The organism is Segatella maculosa OT 289, assembly GCF_000243015.1.
Lineage (GTDB): Bacteria > Bacteroidota > Bacteroidia > Bacteroidales > Bacteroidaceae > Prevotella > Prevotella maculosa.
This window is the reverse complement of sequence record NZ_JH594502.1, coordinates 291,947-309,481: the sequence shown is the minus strand read 5'-3', so window position 1 is coordinate 309,481 and position 17,535 is coordinate 291,947. Positions and strand designations below refer to the sequence as shown.

Annotated in this window: 16 protein-coding genes; 4 read left to right on the top strand and 12 right to left on the bottom strand. The window is 44.5% G+C overall.

All coding sequences use genetic code 11. The features are described from left to right. Nucleotides 1-259: 259 nt before the first annotated feature. From HMPREF9944_RS05410 to HMPREF9944_RS05385, 7 genes are all read right to left on the bottom strand, one after another. Nucleotides 260-1,756 carry a hypothetical protein gene (locus HMPREF9944_RS05410; RefSeq protein ID WP_008564996.1) on the bottom strand — a complete coding sequence of 499 codons (1,497 nt, stop codon included), beginning with the start codon at nt 1,754-1,756 and terminating at the stop codon, nt 260-262. Nucleotides 1,757-1,789: 33 nt separating this feature from the next. Next, nucleotides 1,790-2,014 carry a hypothetical protein gene (locus tag HMPREF9944_RS05405; RefSeq protein ID WP_008564994.1) on the bottom strand — a complete coding sequence of 75 codons (225 nt, stop codon included), beginning with the start codon at nt 2,012-2,014 and terminating at the stop codon, nt 1,790-1,792. 5 nt (nt 2,015-2,019) lie between these two features. Continuing rightward, nucleotides 2,020-2,322, bottom strand: a complete 303-nt coding sequence (locus HMPREF9944_RS12725; RefSeq protein WP_081475815.1) for a hypothetical protein — start codon at nt 2,320-2,322, stop codon at nt 2,020-2,022. Nucleotides 2,323-2,648: 326 nt separating this feature from the next. After that, entirely contained in the window at nt 2,649-4,343 is a 1,695-nt protein-coding gene (locus tag HMPREF9944_RS05400; protein ID WP_008564992.1) for a putative transporter, read from the bottom strand. 310 nt (nt 4,344-4,653) lie between these two features. Next, entirely contained in the window at nt 4,654-5,775 is a 1,122-nt protein-coding gene (locus HMPREF9944_RS05395; RefSeq protein ID WP_008564991.1) for a hypothetical protein, read from the bottom strand. A 32-nt stretch (nt 5,776-5,807) separates the two neighbouring features. After that, nucleotides 5,808-7,664 (bottom strand): hypothetical protein, encoded by a 1,857-nt coding sequence (locus HMPREF9944_RS05390; RefSeq protein ID WP_008564990.1) that lies wholly within the window; start codon nt 7,662-7,664, stop codon nt 5,808-5,810. 53 nt (nt 7,665-7,717) lie between these two features. Beyond that, nucleotides 7,718-7,972: a hypothetical protein gene (locus tag HMPREF9944_RS05385; RefSeq protein WP_008564989.1), complete on the bottom strand. Its 255-nt coding sequence runs from the start codon at nt 7,970-7,972 to the stop codon at nt 7,718-7,720. Nucleotides 7,973-8,452: 480 nt separating this feature from the next. Here HMPREF9944_RS05385 and HMPREF9944_RS12960 point away from each other — a divergent pair, with 480 nt between their 5' ends. Genes HMPREF9944_RS12960 through HMPREF9944_RS12950 form a run of 3 tightly spaced genes read left to right on the top strand, consistent with a single transcriptional unit; the run spans nt 8,453 to nt 9,091 of the window. After that, nucleotides 8,453-8,608, top strand: coding sequence for a hypothetical protein (locus tag HMPREF9944_RS12960; protein WP_155814618.1), 156 nt, complete (start codon nt 8,453-8,455; stop codon nt 8,606-8,608). 9 nt (nt 8,609-8,617) lie between these two features. Further along, complete coding sequence (locus HMPREF9944_RS12955; protein WP_155814617.1) at nt 8,618-8,851, top strand: DDE-type integrase/transposase/recombinase; 234 nt, start codon at nt 8,618-8,620, stop codon at nt 8,849-8,851. Nucleotides 8,852-8,869: 18 nt separating this feature from the next. Continuing rightward, nucleotides 8,870-9,091, top strand: a complete 222-nt coding sequence (locus tag HMPREF9944_RS12950; protein ID WP_008564988.1) for an integrase core domain-containing protein — start codon at nt 8,870-8,872, stop codon at nt 9,089-9,091. 605 nt (nt 9,092-9,696) lie between these two features. Here HMPREF9944_RS12950 and HMPREF9944_RS05370 read toward each other — a convergent pair. From HMPREF9944_RS05370 to HMPREF9944_RS05355, 4 genes are read right to left on the bottom strand one after another with little or no spacing between them, the layout of a single operon-like run. Continuing rightward, nucleotides 9,697-10,395 carry a toxin-antitoxin system YwqK family antitoxin gene (locus HMPREF9944_RS05370; protein WP_008564987.1) on the bottom strand — a complete coding sequence of 233 codons (699 nt, stop codon included), beginning with the start codon at nt 10,393-10,395 and terminating at the stop codon, nt 9,697-9,699. A 3-nt stretch (nt 10,396-10,398) separates the two neighbouring features. Next, the gene (locus HMPREF9944_RS05365) at nt 10,399-11,769 is read right to left on the bottom strand and encodes a hypothetical protein (RefSeq protein ID WP_008564986.1); all 1,371 of its coding nucleotides are present in this window, start codon (nt 11,767-11,769) and stop codon (nt 10,399-10,401) included. A gap of 6 nt (nt 11,770-11,775) precedes the next feature. Next, a complete protein-coding gene (locus HMPREF9944_RS05360; protein ID WP_008564985.1) occupies nt 11,776-12,114 on the bottom strand; it encodes a hypothetical protein in 339 nt (112 codons plus the stop codon). Further along, the gene (locus HMPREF9944_RS05355; RefSeq protein ID WP_008564984.1) at nt 12,111-13,121 is read right to left on the bottom strand and encodes an SPFH domain-containing protein; all 1,011 of its coding nucleotides are present in this window, start codon (nt 13,119-13,121) and stop codon (nt 12,111-12,113) included. Before HMPREF9944_RS05355 ends, HMPREF9944_RS05360 begins: the two co-directional genes overlap by 4 nt. Nucleotides 13,122-13,305: 184 nt before the next feature. Here HMPREF9944_RS05355 and HMPREF9944_RS05350 point away from each other — a divergent pair, with 184 nt between their 5' ends. Next, the gene (locus HMPREF9944_RS05350) at nt 13,306-14,397 is read left to right on the top strand and encodes an ankyrin repeat domain-containing protein (RefSeq protein ID WP_008564983.1); all 1,092 of its coding nucleotides are present in this window, start codon (nt 13,306-13,308) and stop codon (nt 14,395-14,397) included. 381 nt (nt 14,398-14,778) lie between these two features. Here HMPREF9944_RS05350 and HMPREF9944_RS05345 read toward each other — a convergent pair whose 3' ends face one another. Further along, nucleotides 14,779-17,511 (bottom strand): TrlF family AAA-like ATPase, encoded by a 2,733-nt coding sequence (locus tag HMPREF9944_RS05345; protein ID WP_008564981.1) that lies wholly within the window; start codon nt 17,509-17,511, stop codon nt 14,779-14,781. Between the last annotated feature and the right edge of the window lie 24 nt (nt 17,512-17,535).

Here is a 17,535-nt window from a genome sequence, read left to right as displayed (position 1 = left end):
TGATGTAAAGTAGGACTACATGCCATCTAAAGTAGGACTACATCTCGTCTAAAGTAGGAGTAGACAAAACCTATCCTCGGAGTTGGCATCGCCAGCCTTACGATCGCCTGTTCATCTTCCTCTCAACGCCCTCCGTCTTTGCCTCTTTTTCATTCATAAGCGAGTGAATATATATGTTAACTAAAAATAATTCTTTCTTTATTTTATTCGGCTATCACCCATAGGATGATAGCCTTTGTTTGTCCTTTGCAACATATTTTTATTGCGCCTGCCAATAGGCCATTATGTTAGTACTGTAGCCACAACCAACGCCTATGGTTGCCGATGGTACGGCAGGTGGTATATCTACTGCAAACACATTTCCTTGAACCATATGCCCATAGAAACGGGTTCCTACCCAATAGCGAATCATACCGTCACCACTCTTAATGCTAACTCCATCTACTACATTATAACCAAATACCGAAGGAATAAAATAATAATCACTAATATTGGCAGGTATCCCTATTGTAAGAGAACCAAGATTGCCGTTGTTCATGTTAGATAGATAGCCACTATAACCATCTACACGATAGGTTTCCCAATAATATATCTGATTTACCCCAAAGGGATCATTAGAACCAGTGAAGCCAGGAATCTTTGCCGCTTTCTTGACCCATATACCGCCCAAGCAAATGTTGGCAGGCGATGTGGCTGAACGTTTGGCTGCAAAAATGGTAGTTTGATCCAAATGTGGGTCTCCTCTATATATATACCACAGTGCTTGGTTCGTATTTGGCCCGACAAACTCTCTCCAATATCCCATCGGTGTAATATAACTTCTCATTTGCAGATTGGTAGATATCTTTTTATTTTTACCGGGGACAAAGGTAAGCGTAGCATATTCCTTCTTTATAGTCTCGGTCTTCGTTGTGAACTGGTCGTATAGGGTGTATTCGATAGACACATTATTGTACGTTCCGGGAGGTAACACCATGATGGGCGAATTGGATTCTTTGGCCGCTGCAACAGGGATAACGAAACCGTTGGTGCCGCCACCAGAGAGTGTGAGTGTAATACTGCGGTTAGCAGGCGTGGGAGCGGGGCGTGAGCCAAGGTCGATGCCGCTGTCGTTGAAGTTGAATTGCCCCGAAAGGGCTTCGTCGGCGGTTATCTTTACCTGCGTTAGTTTCACGGCAGCAGAGAAGTTGATGGTTGAATAGGGCAACAGGGTGAGATAAGAGGCTTTGTGGTCGAGGGTGAAGTTATAGCCTCCTCCCGAATTGATAGCTGTTCCCGTGCCGCAATCACCGTCCTCTCCGATGTGTGCGGCATCATTGGGCAGAGCCTGCGCCTGCTGGTCCTTGATGATTACTTTGTCGCCCACGGTGCTATTCTTACCCGTGTAGCGCACGGGATAGGAGGGAGCCGTGTAGGTGCCCGAGAAATAGAACCTTGCTGTAGCGGCCCGTTTTACAGCGTCAGACCTTTTGGGGTTAGGGGTGAGTAGGTCGGTGATGTTGTTACTGTTGTCTTGTATCAACGTTCCATTGTTCACCCACAGGCGGTCGCCCTCCGTCCAATAAAAGTTCAGTCCCGAGCCGTCGTAATCGGCCGTGGTTCTCGTGGCTCCGTTGTTTACGACAAAAGCCGTGAGGCCTTTGGTGTCGGGTTTCTGTGCTTGCTCTTGCTTGCTGTTTGTTTCTTCGTTTGCACAGGCTGTCATCAGGAACAATGCGCCTGTAAATGCGAGCAGGGATAATGTGTTTGTTTTCATCTTCTGTTCTTTTTTAGTCATTGAAACGTTTTGTTACTGCAGGCCCCACGGCTGCGGAGTTTCTTCCTCTTCTTCTTCGAAATCATCGTAGTAGCCTCCTCGCTTTGCATCATTGATGTCGTTTCCGTCATCGCCGGCTTTGTTGTGCCCGCCAAGGTTGGAGAACGCAGTCAGTAGCGACTGACCATCGAACTGGGTAGCGACGACCTCAATTGAAGGACTCACATACCGTTTCTTTTTGAATTGTTTTCTGTTCATAATCTCTAATTTATAGGGTGAATATATTTGTTGTCTGCATGTAGGGACGCACGGCTCGTGCGTCCGCTCCAATACCCCGTTAACTGCCAACTCGTCAACTGTGGTGGGCGGACGCACGAGCCGTGCGTCCCTACATGCTCTTGCGTCTTTTCGTTTGCTTCCTTTTGCGTCTTTTTGTTTGCGAATGCATGTAGGGACGCACGGTTCGTGCGTCCGCTCCAATGGCCCGCTAACTGCCAACTCGTCAACCATGGTGAGCGGACGCACGAGCCGTGCGTCCCTACATTTTGCTCCCTTATTTCGTTCATTTTTTGCTCGTAAAGGGACACGAATATGCGAACAAAGGGAACTCCGAGAAGCCCTTTGTTTATTGGTGTTACGCGCTCTTCGCGCGCGCGTACGTGAAGACGTTTAAACGCCAGGTGCGCTAAGTGTGTGTGTGTGTGTGTGTGTGTGTTAGCAAATTATTTGGATTAACCAAATAATAAGCGTTAAAAGATGCAGAGAAGTTGAAGTTTCTCTGCATCGGCGTTATACCTTTTATATATATGCGATATGTCAAATGGTTTTGCTTCACGGCAGCAAAGGTAAGACTATTTTTCTTAACCTCCAAACAATTAGGAAAGAAAATGTTTCATGCCCCACAACAGAACAGCACGATGAGCTGAGCCGTAAAGATGCGCAGGAACATGCTTAAAGGGTAGACGGTGGAGTAGCCCACAGACGGTGCTTCGCGCGAGCAGACACTGTTGGCGTAGGCCAGTGCCGGGGGGTCGGTATATGAACCGGCAATCATACCCATGATGGTGAAGTAGTTGAACTTGTAGCGTAGGCGGGCAATCGTTCCCACAATCAGAATGGGAACGATGGTGATGAGGAAGCCGGTATAGACATATTTCAGTCCGTCTCCCTGCACAACTGTTTCCCAGAAGCCTGCACCGGCCTTGATGCCCACCGATGCAAGGAAGAGCACGAGTCCTATTTCGCGTAGCATCATGTTGGCCGAGGTTGTGGTATAGGTAACAAGTTTGAAATGATAGCCAAATCGGCCTATGAATATGGCGATAATCAGTGGGCCGCCGGCGATACCGAGTTTCAAGGGAACCGGCATGCCCGGGATAGCGAGTGGAATGCTCCCGAAGAGAATACCGATGATGATTCCGATGAAGATGGTACCGATGTTGGGTGCATCGAGGCGCTTTATACTGTTGCCCATGATGTCGGCCACGCGGTTCACATTGTCTTCGGGACCAACTACCATGATGCGGTCGCCAATCTGGAAATGGTGATTACGGCCGGCAAAGAGGTCCATGCCTTGGCGGGTGATGCGGGTGACATTGACGCCATAGACACTTGAGAAGTGCATTTTTCCCAATGTCTTGCCGTTCATAGCAGGGTTGGTCACGACTATTCTGCGGCTGATCAGTGGTTGTATTTCGGCCTCTGTGTGCCATGGCGTGTCTATCTCCGGGCCGATGAAAGCCTTGATGGCTTCGGCGTCGGCTTCGGTACACACAATGAGCACTTCATCGCCAAGGCTAAAGATGGTGTCACGATTAGGGATAGTCACTTCGCCATCGTGAAGCAGTCGCGAACAGATGACATCACGATTGAGGAATTGGGAAATCTCAAGCAGTGTGCGTCCGGCAATATAGGCATTGCTCACTTTCAGATGCATCTGGTGAGGCTTTGCGTGTGGATTTTCATCCTCTTGTTCAGCAAGGTTCTGTTCTTCTTTCTCTAATTTCACACGCGTGATATAGCGGATAGCAATGGTTGCACCGATGATGCCCAGTACGCCAAGCGGATAGGCACAGGCATATCCCGATGCAATCTGAGGCATGCTGCCGGGTGTAAAGATGCTCGTAAGGGCTTCATTGGCCGCACCAAGTCCGGGTGTGTTGGTCACAGCTCCATAGAGCGTGCCGACCATCATTGGGAGGTTGTTGACATTGCTTGTGTCGAAAAAGACCCAATAGCAAATGAACATCACGGCAATGTTGAGCAAGATAATTGCCGTGGTCAGCAGATTAAGGGTCACTCCCCCCTTGCGGAAACTCTCGAAGAAGCCCGGTCCTACCTGAAGACCGATGCAGAACACAAAGAGAATAAGTCCGAAGTCCTGTATGAATCCCAAGATATTGATAGGAGCAGTAAAGCCTATATGACCTGCGAGAATTCCGGCAAAGAGTACGAAGGTGACGCCCAATGAAATACCGCCTACTTTCACTTTGCCCAATAGGACTCCGACAGAGATTACAATGGCATAGAGCAATGCAATGTGGGCTATTGAGTCAGTTGTGGTAAAAAGATTAATTAACCAATCCATATTTTTAGTGTAAATATGGTTGCAAATGTACTGAGTTTTTAGTGATTGGCAAAATAAATGCTATCTTATTTTAGTAGTACTGTTTCCATATTGTAAAAAAGAGTGCCCTCTTTTGAATATGCTCATAGCGTTTCCTACAAGACTATCTTATCCCGAACAGACGTGTTTTTCATGGTGTCAAACACCACCAAGATTTTGCACTTCTATTTGGAAAGCGCCTTATCCCGAACTTACGTATCTATTATAAATCCATTATAAAAAAGCGGAGCACACTCAAGGTGTACTCCGCATTTTCCTAAAATCAGTCTTATTAATCAATCTTGATTGGTAGTGGGACATTTTTACCCTCTTCCAATTTCAATTTAGGATAACTCCTGTTAACATTACGAATAATTCCCGTTGCAGAATCTTTTAGGCGTACACTCACCTGTACATTCTGATATTCGCCGGGAAGTGCCACCATCACAGCAGCTTTCTGCTGCGCATCTGTAGAATTACCGGCAACCGAAAGTCCGTCGGTGATGTTCAGCGCGGTCGTTTTGCTCGCAACTGTATTAGGACGCGTACTGAGATCAATGCCATTGACACTAAAGTTCAACTCACCATTAATACTCTGATTGCCCACGGTGACACTCACTTGGGTGATATAAGTAGCGGGCAGAGCGCCTGTAGAATTATACACCAAGAATGTTATATAGCTTGCCTTGTGTCCGGTTGTATAGTATATGCCATGAGAATAAGGCTGATAAGTTGAGTTCAATACACTCTCTCCACTCACATTATCCCCGACATAAACACGATAACGTTTATAGGTATATGTCCACATTCCCAAATTTGAGTCGTAGCTCTGTGTCTGATTGCCCCACAAAGCTGCAGCATAAGCTACAAAGCAGTCACCATTCTCTCCTAACTTGTCCGCATAACCCGCAGTTCCGGTCTGATTTTGCACGCTACGGATGTTTACCTTTGTCGGCGAACTACTTCCTCCTGTGTAAAGCAAGGTATAATAACCTTTATTGAAAAGACTTGTCGGGCTATTATAATCAGACTCGTTTTGGCGCTTGACGAGTGGCATCAACTGCTGATAAACAAAAGATACCGAAGTAAGTTGAGCCGGATTGGCATTATCTCTTGACAGGGTGTACTGCATCGTAGGCTTTTGCCAATTGGCAGTGGTCGCCTGTTGGTTCACATCACACCAAAGATAGTTGAAGTCTGTTTCCGACCAAACAAATTTCAATCTGTCGGACAGTTTCACACCACCCGTTCGTGATGCCTTAGTCGAAGCCGCCTGGCTCTCTGCAGGAATTTCAAAACTGATACCTTCCGTATTTCTTTCCTCACTCTTTTCAGGCGCATCATCGGAAGCACAGCTGTTTAACCCGAAAGCAGCAACTGTACATGCAACCCATATTAGGATATTCTTTTTCATTTTCAATTCTTTTTTTATTTTCACTGTTTCACTTATGGATTGGCGTAGGTATGCACCTCTCCCGGCCATTTCGGCAAACCGGTATAACGGTAACTTTGCGTACTACCTAATGCATCAGAGCTGCCATAAGTCGAATTTACCCAAAGATTAGCCCTAAAAAGAGACATAGTACTATAGTTATATCGCAAATTGGCCATAATCGCCCAACTTACATTAGTACTATTATAATATGCTGTGCTTGACCAATATGCAGTAAAAATATATTGAGATGAATTACTTCCTCTGGTCATACCTGTCAAACTTCCATTTATATATCCTCCTAAAGGCAAGATAAAAAAGTATTTATGACGTTCAGATTCTTGCACTTCACTCCATGATGGTGGAAATACATTATATAGCCAGCTAGCAGAACTGGTAGAAATATCATTATACGCAGAACTTGCAGCGGACATTTGTGCTACAGTTGTTCCATTTTCGCTGGCAATGACACTGGCTTTTTTGAACCATAGACGGCCGTTAAACAAATGCCCATCATAAGTAAAGGGATAATTGTCATAGCGTGGATCGCCCTTTTCAATGTACCAAGCATATAGATTCACCGTAGGAGCATTATAGTCCAACGAGCCTGCAGGTGCATCAACAGTTCCTTGTGCATTTGCATTTACAGCATTATAGTAACTTGGATTTCCTGTCTGTGGTACATTAGAACTCGATCCAACGTTTCCCGTTTTATTCCAATTATGCGGAGCCGGACGAGAGGCATTCCAATAATAGTCCGTTGCACCCCACATGTGGTAGGTATTAAAGTATTGACTTGTGTAGTCCTTACAAATTAAGGAAGAAAACACTTGGAAATTCTTGCCCGATGCCAAAGTCATTGACGGCGTAGTCTTTGTGAAGACGGCATAAGTATCTACAACCGGATCCCACAAAACATATTCAATCTTTACATTCGTGTAGGTTCCCGGTGCCAATACCATGATTGCACCTCCTGCATTCTCTGCGTCTGCTTTATTTCCCTTGATAGAATAGTTGACAATATTCGGCTGATTGATATTATCAGTACAATCCAAATCGATATATTGCTGCCCCCAAGTCGGCCATGATGTAATGTTGTAACCGGCATCATTAACAGGGAAACTGACACTACCCATACGTTGATCTGAGGTAATTCGCACTTTCAGCAACTTACAGTTCATCAAGGCTGTCTGGCTGTCACCCGCACCCGCATATGGGAAAAAAGTGATATAAGCACTATGATGCTTCAAAACAAAAGCATAGTACTCACCATTATCTTCTGCATCAGCTGTGGCATAATCACCGTACTGTCGAAGATTAGAGGCTTTTCCCGGTTCAAGTTGCACTTGTGGGGTCTGAATATATGACTGATTAGAATTTGCATTACGGCCATACCTTATCTTGTACTTCTCTTTATTCAGTTTTTGAGAACCGACCCATGAAGCCTTTGTAACACCATTGGTGACCGGGTCCGTTTCTAAAACCGTCATGGTTCCACTGTTGGGATAATACTGCCAAACAGGTGAAGCGTCTGTACCAAGATTGACAAACAGTGGATAACCTGCACTGGTATATTGATCATCCTCCGTTTGGTCGAAATAAAAGCGGATACCCTTCCTGACATTATCTTTGAGTTTACCATAAAAGCCTGTCATACGGGTATGTGCAGATGCGACCAAAGACTCTTTCTCGCCTTCGTGCCAAGCTATAGAATCTATATATCCACGGAATTCAGAGCCTTGAACAGGTTTGACGCCACCGTTATTATTATTCTCATTTCCCTTATCAACACTATCTTCAGCACAAGCACAAAAATTCAATATCAGTGCTCCAAGGGCAAACAATTGTATAATTAGTTGTTTATTCTTCATTTAAAATAATGTTTCTTGATTGTTTTTTACAAATACTTCAAAAATCCTGGTCCTTATTCGTCCTCCCAAATACTTCCCCATGATTTTGCATTGTCGAGCATACCGCCATTTTCAATTTCACCGGCTTCACCACCAACTCCATACTTTGTCAGTCCGCCATCACTGTCCATAGCTTGTCCAGGCGTATCAAGACCTACAAATGAAGCATCAAGCATCGCAAGATCATACATCATTGCATGTACACTGATGGATGGGCAAACATACTTCTTTCGTTCTGCTAAGATTTTTTTTTCCTGAAATTCTTTCATTAATCCTTATGTAATTTATTATTATAGATATAAATAAAGTGTCTTGTCATCAAGAACACCAAAATATTCGCTTTCTTTACCTTAGAAAAACTTCCAATAAGATATCCAAAATCAAAATTCCGTTGCAAAATTACACACTATATTCTGATTAATAAATGTAAACACGGTTAAAATTACATAATAAACAAAAAAAAATAAATAGACTAAAATAATCTCATATTGGCTTACACACCTTTCGGTTGTGAGTTTATTTCAGTCAGACAGCCTTTAGCTCAACAACCCGACCCTGACGGTCGGACTGCTGAGTCGGCTGTTTGGGAAGACAAGAGAAGGCTATTACGCTTCAGGCAAGGCAAACCGTTCACGCAGTAGTTTCAAGAAGCGGACCATTCGTCCAGGCCGTGAGGGACATCCGCGCCGAAGCCCCCGGATAGGTACCAAGAAAATGCTTTATATACTCAGGGCATCAGTCCGGACCTGATGGTCGGTCGCAACAAGTTCTACAAGCTCCTACACAAACACCACCTTATCCTGAAACCAGCACGCTGCCGGCATACGACCAACTCCAACCACAACTACTTCAAGTACAAGAACATCGTAAAGGGAATGACGCCCACACGCCCCGGCCAACTATGAGTCGCAGATATAACCTACGTCAACACCGACGCGGGTGTGACCTACCTGCATATCATCACCGACGCGTTCACGCACGAAATCATAGATTGGACACTTTTCGAAAGCCTGCGGGCCGTCCACACGTTGGCCGCCCTTGACATGACCATCGCACAAGCCGGTAGCACCGACCTGTCTACGCTTACCCAGCACTCAGACCGTGGCTCGCAGTATTGCTACAATGTCTACATCGCGAGGCTCAACTAAATCCATGCGGCCATCAGCATGACCGAAGACCACAAGCCCACAGACAACGCCATCGCAGAAAGAGTGAACGGCATCCTCACGTCCAAATGGCTCTATCACACGAAACACCCCGCCAACCTTCGTGAGGCAACGCGTATCATTGCACACATTATAGACTTCTACAACAACCGACGGCCACACATGAGCAACGACATGCTCACCCCCGTGCAAAAGAAACAGCGCCATGCCCATGTCCCCTGACGGAAGCCTTTGATGTTTTTCATGGTGTCAGATTTCGTTCCATGAAGGAAAATTCTCAACTTTGCACCCGACGGGGCCACTTCCGAGCCGCATGTAAAGAAGTTTCATGACGTAAACCCTTTCAAGGAAGGTCTCATGCAAACCGTAAAATCTTTCAGGAAGCAAGTAAAAAATGTATAAACAATATCAGTAACAATAACCAAAAATGTGTAAAGTGAAATCAGGCATAGTCATCTCGGTTCGCAATAAGGCTGAGATTACGCGGTAAAATGGCTGAGATTGCACGCTAATATGGCCCATATTGCCGCACAAAATGGCTGAGATTGCCGCACAAAATGGCTGAGATTGTTTTCCTATATGGCCGACGCAGCAAACCGTTATGAATGAATGTAGGGACACACGGTCTGTGCGTCCCTACCGTTTTTCAGTTGACCGTTGACGAGCAAACGGGTGAACAAGCTGAGTGTTCATGCAACTCGTCCACTTGTCAACTTGTTTACTTGTCAACCGCGCCGCGCGTACGCACGAACCGTGTGTCCCTACATGCCTCAAAGCATGCAATTCGTTAACCCGTTCATTTGTCAACGGTCAACTATACCAAGCCTTCAGCCCACTTCTATGGTACCGTTTTTGCCCACTCGCAGTTTGTTCTTCTTCGGTGTGGCTTGCGGTTTGTCGCGCTTAGGCTGCGCATGTCTTCTTTGCGGAGCCGTTTTATTTTGCCGTGTAGTAGCGGGCCGGTGCTTGTAAGGCGTGAATTCCGTCACCTCTTTATAGCGGTAACCATTGAATGCCGTTGGGTCGGTGACGCGACGCCATGACGTGATGTAGATGCCGTTGTGTGCATAGCTCGTGTCGGTTACCATCATTCCTTGCTCATAACGCCTGCAGTGGAGGATTGTTCCGTCGCATTCGTAGACATATTCCATGCCTTCTTGCTGTCCATCCCGATAAACGGAACGCACGTAGAGGGGTAACCGACCATTCCGAAAAGGCTCGTCATGGTATTGCAAGTAGGGACCGTCGAGCAGACCATTGCGGAAAGTGCGCATGATATAGACGCGCTCTGCATCGTCATAGTCGTATTCACGGCCTTCTTTCTCGCCGTTCTTGTAGTCGGTCTCACGTATTTTCCGTCCGTTGCTCCCGTAGGCTATCCAATGACCTTCTTTCTTTCCGGTTTCCTTGTTGATATATCCCAAGACGCGCAACTTGCCATCGGCATCGTGCTCCATGTATTTCTCTTGCGCATGCGATGCGGCTGGCGAAAGGAGAAGCAGAACGAGGAGGAGAACTTGTTTCATCAGCTATTCAGGTTTGATGTTGTATGTGATAGGAATGGCGGCCCTTTGCTGCCACATCCCTGTCTTGATGTTGAAACTGTAGGCATGGAGGTCGTCATCGCCGCTACGATGGTCTCTGCGTCCCGATATCCACAGGCTGTCGCCACTGCGCGTGGCATTGCTGACGCGTGAAAATCGGTTCAACGCCTGTGTCCAAAGCCTGCGCCCGTCAGTGCTGCGCAGTTGGAAGACCGAACTTGCATCGGCCGACAGGGTTGGGTTGTAGGTTATCAGAATATACTGCGCATTCTGATAAAGCACTTTGCCGTTGAAACCAATGAACCAGTCGGTGAGGGGGGCTGCACTGACGAGCCGATTGGCAGGGTCGAAGGAGTAAGACTTGCTGATCCAGTTATAAAAACCAGCCTGCTGCGGGTCGCCCAAGTGGTATTTCGCACGAAGTTTCCAAAGGCGTAACCGGCCACCGGCACGGGTCTCCTCGCTGATATTCACCTGTTGCAGGTCGAAATAGGTCGTGTCACGCACCTCGCCGTTGAGTTCCGAGGGCGGAAGGTTGCGGGCAAATTTGAATGCTTCTTCGGTATAGAGCCGCTTGGTGGCAGGGAAGTAATAGTAAGTTTCGGCCAAGTTGTTGTGCACCTCGAAGCCTTCACCGTAGTCTTCACTGATGAATTCAATGGAAGAGATGCCTGTGCTCATGGCCTGTTTCCCCTTGAAAAGCGACTGAGAAACGTCCGTGACGGTCAGCGTATTGGGATTGATTTCATAAACATAATGCTTTCCTATCACAATGAACCACCGATGGGCCTGCTGCAGATAAGAGACCGTGGTCATGGAGAACGAAAGAGAAAAGTTGTCGCTCGCATCTTTCTCCGAGATGAACAACTGTTCTTTCAACACCTGCCCCGTTGCTGCATCGCGAAAGCCGAAGTAATAGCCGCTGACGTACTTGGGATTGTCTTCCCCATAGCCTACTCTGTAGTCGCGGTCGGTCAGATAGAAGAAGCAAGGTTTGCCGTTGTGCAGCATCGGCACGAGCTCTTCGTAACTGTCTCTCACGTGGATGGAATCTTTTCTTCCGCTGTCAGAGCCGCTGCCATCGTTCGACCGGAACATTGGAAACACAAACAAGAAAAGGAATAACAACGGAGCTAAGATGGCCGCAAAAATGATTTTGACTCTGTTGTCCAAGGAGGTATTGGAAATGTGGCTTGGCTGAAACTCATAGTGATGGTTGACATTGATGTTGATGTCGTCATCATCGAAGAAGAACTCCGTGCCACAACTCTTGCATCTGAACCGCTTCTCGTCTATCTGTTCGTGCTTCTCGCTACCGCATTGCGGGCATTTCACTGCTTTGATTTTCGTTGCCATGCGCGACTAAGCCTCTTTTGAATAATAAACAGCAAGGAACAGCAGTATGGATTGCAGGGCCGTGAGGATTATCATGCCGAGCAGCCACCAGTTATCGGCCCAATGTTGCGGTGCGAAAAAGCCCGTAAGGAACTCTAGCATGCCCACTCCTGCGAAGACAAAGCCCAGACTCAAGCGATGTGTGCTTTCAGCATGGCCCATGAAAAGCAGGACTGTCAGCAACGTGTTGACCACGATGGCCATGCTCGTGAAGAGCAGGTTGAGTGGCGAATAGGCCGTTATCAGCAGGCCGGCGAGGAGATTGGCAATGAGTACGACGAGGGCAATGATGATGATTCTTTTCATAGTTTCTCGAGTATTTCGTCCTTTTTCTTGTTGTATTCTTCTTCGGTGATGAGCTGTTCGTCCAGCAGTCCTTTCAATTGCTTCAGGCGCACGGCAACATCAGCAGGTGTCGTTCCGGTAGAAGTCTCAGAAGTTTCCTGCGTCTTAAAAATGTCTTTTGCCAATTGAACACCGGCACCCAATTGCAGTCCTGCGCCTGCAAGGCCGCCCTCGTTACGTGCCGCGTCGCGCAATGCACCTAACTTTTGCACGCCGACATAGTCAAGATCGACCTCAGCCGCGGCTTGTTTTTCGGCCGTCATGTCGGCAATCTTACCGATGCGCAACAGGGTATCGTCGTCGAAAGTGACGGAATCGATACGGAAGTCGGTCAGAATGAACCCGAGGCGTTGCAGCTCTTCCGTAGTGCGTGCCTTCAGGTCGGTCGACAGTTCCAGCAAATGCTTGTCTACTTCGGTGTAGGGATAGGCCTTTTCGGCGAGGAAAGCCGTCAAGGGGGCCACGATACGCGATACGACCAGCTCGCGCACATCGCCGGAAGTATAGTCGTTCACCGTGGCCAAAAGGGTGCTGAACATTGTGGCTGCGTCGTCAATCTTCACCGAGAAATTGCCACAGGCTCCCAAAGCAACAGGGAACTTATAGTTGGGTTCCATGTATTTCACGGGAGTGGCTGTACCCCAAAGCACATTCACCAGTTCGGCCGTGCGGAAGAAATAGAAACGCATCTTGTGCTCGCTCTCCATGCTTTGCGCCAGATTGAGCATTGTCGTGATAAACGGGTGATTGTCCGTTTCCAATTCATACGTATCGGGTTCCGTCAGCGTGGCTTTCACTTTCCCATCATAGACGAGAAGACACCCTTGTCCCGGGGCCACAATCAATTTACTTGAATTCTTGATTTCATCGGTCGATGTTGCCATGCGATGAAACAGGATGTGCGAGTCTTGTTCCTTCCATTCAATGACCGAACGCAACTGTTTTCTGAAAAGGTTTCTGATGTTCATAGTGTTTGTTTTATGAGACGCCACATACAAAAAATATGTTTTCTGTCTTCAAAGTCTGTTACAAAATTATATATTTTCTTCATAATTGCGTCCTTTTTCCCGTCTTTTTTCTCAAAGCTTCCTTGTCACCCTGATATTTTTCCCTATCTTTGTGAAAATGAAACCGATTTATTCAGACTGAGATATGGCGAAAAAGCGAACCACCCTGCCCAAGGATTTCGAGGAAATCATGGAGCGCAACGACATCAGCGAACTTGCAAAGGTGTATGAAACCTGCGACATCAATGCCTACGAACGTGATTGGATGAAGACTCCCGCCTTGTGTATGTATGGCATTTCAAAGGAGTTTATCGACTGGTTGGTGGCACATGAGGCCGACATCAATGCCAAAAACGTTTACGGCGACACACCGTTGATGCGGCAGGCAAGTATCAACCAAACAGAAAAGGTCAGGTTACTGCTGCAACTCGGAGCCGATATTCACGCCAAAAATGGCTACCAACGAACGGCTTTGCACTATGCTGAGGCCCCCGAAACCATTGAAATCTTATTGAAGAATGGTGCCGACTCCCGTGCAAAGAACGATATGAACGAGACGCCACTCATGCGGCGGCTCATGGAATGCCGGACCTTTGATATCGTACGAATGGCAAAAGTGGCCAAATTGTTCATCGGAGCCGGCGACGAAGTGAACGAGGAAATGCGCGCACAAGTGCGTGCCATCGGCCACGAATTTGAAAGTTCACGCGCTGATTTGCCACCCGAAACGCTGCAGAAATGTGAAGAAGGCATGAAAGAGCTCTACACCTTGTTCGATGTAGAGCCTGTTCCTGCCTGTCGGAAACACAATGGAAAGGAACCGATTACCGTCCTTGCGACCGATTGGGGCGCTCGTTTCAATGAACTATGGGACTTTCTTGTGCCTTCTGAAGGTCATGCCAAGACCGTGCAGGGTGAGGTTATCCGCATCTGCGGAAAGGTAGCCCATGAGATTATTGACAACGGGGCATGCAACTGGAGCCGCGATTATCGGAAACTCCCCCAAGCACTTCCCGCCTATTTTGCCATGGGAAATCCTATTCCTGCGACTGATTTTTCATCGCCACCGACATCTTCACAGCAGCATGATGAGAACGAAGAGCTTACGGATTTGGCAAAAGGCATCCATGCCGGAAGTACGGAAGACGACTTCAATCGCCTGCAGGAACTGGCCGCCAAATGGGTATTGGCCAATCCTATGCCTATAAAATTAGGAAAAGTTGGTTATCGAAGATGAATGATCGTTGCCCCGTGCCAGGCATGCTTCCGCCTCTTTTCATGGGGCTTTGCCACGAGTGCTGTGCATCCGGTTTGGAAGCAGGCTGCGTCTACTCCTACTTTACATGACATCTACTCCTACTTTAGACACGATGTAGTCCTACTTTAGATGGCATCTACTCCTACTTTAGACGAGGTGTAGTCCTACTTCGTGTTGAAAGCGATAAGTTTGAGGCATGAAAGTAGCAAGTTTACTTCCTCAAATATATCCTATGCTGATTATCAACGATTTATATTTGTATGGTACAAAAATGTCTCCTCAATTTGAGCAGTATTGATTAGCAAACATCTTGGATGTTATCACATAGGATCATAGAATATGCCTGTAAATAAGTATAAACTACAAATTGTGAAAACCATATTTATGTTCTCTATGTTTAAATGCAATCTCTCCTCCTTCGAGGATATCACATACATGCTCTCGTATGCCACATCGTTGTAATATAGGGCTATCTGTACCGTTTATATCCTTAGCTTTTCTATTTTCAATACTTCCAGATACATATTCAAACTTAATAGAATCTCTATTAGGAGAATTTTTACCATTTTGATTAGCTATAATAATTTCTTCTGCATCAGCCCCAACAACAATATTCGGATTATGGGTAACTAAAATAATTTGGCGCTCCTTTTTCTTACTTCGTATATATTTTACCAATTCATTATATATTGCACGGTTATCAAGATTGTCTTCTGGCTGATCTATAAGAATAGGACATTTTTTATCACTAAAATCTAGAAGTAGCTTTAATATGACAAATGAGCGTTTACCAGGAGACATGTCTTTCAGATTATCTCCATCATATTCTACATTCAGTTTCAATTCAAACCAACATTCAGATAGTATTCTTGTTATAAGAGACTGGACTGAAGCATTACCTTTTAATGTGAGTTTATCTTCCATACCTGAATTAATTAGAGTTTTTACAGAAAGCTCAATATCTGTTTTTGTAGTCTTTCTATATCCATCAACGATCTGTTTGATAAAATCGTTCATTGCCCCAGAACGCAAAGAGATACTTTCATTAAGAGCAGTTTCTAATCCGTTTTTCAACGCTATCTCAGAGGTTAATTTTACCCCTTCATGTTGCATCCTCATGTGTGAAGCAATATCATTCATTATATCTAAATACTCAAGATGATGTTTTATAATGGAATGTCCTATTTCCTCATATTCCTTTTGTAATGTAGTTAGAGATTCTATTTCCTTCTTAATTTGAGCTAACTTCTTATTTAAAGCGTCCAAATTCTTAATTATTTCATTTAGGTTTTTATTATCAGTAAAAATTTGTTTGCCCTGTTTATATTCCTCCTTTTCTAAGGTAGTATTAATATCGTGTGATACTTTCTTATAAGCATTACTTTTATTGATTATTTGATTTCCTATTTCCTCCTTGATACTCTTGTTTGCTTGATTTATGACTTGATTTATTTTCTGTGATAATAAATCCATGGTATCTTTAGGTAAAGACAATAAAGAAATAGAACTATTCAAATTTAGAAAATCTTTTTGAGATAATTGGTTTAAGAAATCAATCTCCTGTTTGTAAGATTGTTGCTGCACTTTCAGCACATTAAGCTTTTTTTCTATTTCTTCATATGTCTCTAGTATATCTTTTTTATCACTTAATTTCGCTTGGATTTCGTTACGAAAACTTTGTTGTTTATCTATCTCATGTTTTATACCTTCAATATCTCCAATACCTTTTATATATGCTACCTTTTCTAAGCATAATCTCTTCTTTTCAAACAACAGAGCTACTTGTGTTTGAATCATAGAAAATTGTTCTGCACGCTTTGATAGATATACCTCATAACGCTGCTTTTTCTCTTCATTTCCTAATAAGATATCTAATAAAAGTTCATCTGATTTTGTGTCGGCGATTTTGCTAATATAATTTTGTGGAAAAAACTCTATATCTCGTTGGTAGGATTCATTACCATCTCTCCAAAAAACTCGGATATAGTCACTTAATGAACTTATATAATCTTTATGTTCTATTTCTTCTATTGCATCAAATTTATATGCAATAGAGGATAATAAGGTTGACTTTCCTGTTGAACGTCCCCCTATTATAGTATTTAAATTCTGATTAAGATAGATCTTTTGGTGCCAAGTACCAGCTTTATTTAACTCTACATAATCAATGACATTATAGTCGAACTTTGTATCTGGACAAGTTTCTGATATTCTAATTCTTTCTTCTGGTTCAAATATAACCTGCTTTAATCCTTCAAAAGTCGGATCCGCTTTTATCCAAGTAATTCTATTGTTAGGGAATACTCCTACTTTATCCATTGAGTGGGCGTCAGAACCGATAACACATGGTTTTAAGTTTCCATATGTATTTATCACTTCATCAATCGATGTCTTTTTACCAAGAAAATAGTCTATGTCATTGAGATTTCCTGAAAAAATAAAATCAGACATCCGACAAATTTCTTCTCTAGCAGGTTGTAGTCCAGCTTCTTGTTTTAACAATCCACTCATACCATCATTAGAGCTATTAGCTGTTCCTACGATTAGGCGATTGTGAAAGAAAGACTTATCAAATATCTTCTTCAACAAAGAATATGCTATACTGAAAGAACCTATTCCTTTCTTTATGGCAGATTCCTCTGGACATAAAGGATCTTCTGCTATAACTCTTCCCAAATTGCATAAATCTTGAGATGTACATGAATAAGTGGATTCTTTATATTCAAATTTTAAATCTCTAAAAAACTCCCGTTCTATTTCTTCTTCTGTCAAGGTTGGATCAAATATAGCATGAATATTTATAGGGATTCCGCTCCCTGTAACAGGTTGAATCCTTAATTCTATATTTGGAAGAATGAGTTTATCTTTTAACCTCCCTTTTTCTTGATACGACTTTACTTTCAAATAATTCTTCATAGAAAAATAATCAGTAATACCGAATACTCTTACATCTGATTTTTCTATACTCGTGATATATTCTTCCCAAATATCATCACCTTTGAAACCATCATTTTTAGCAGTACCTGGTGTATGGAGGTGTAAATCCCATTTGCGCCATTCGCTTCCTCTTTCAAAAACTATATGCTCTTTCATTTCAATTTATCTTAGGGTTTATAA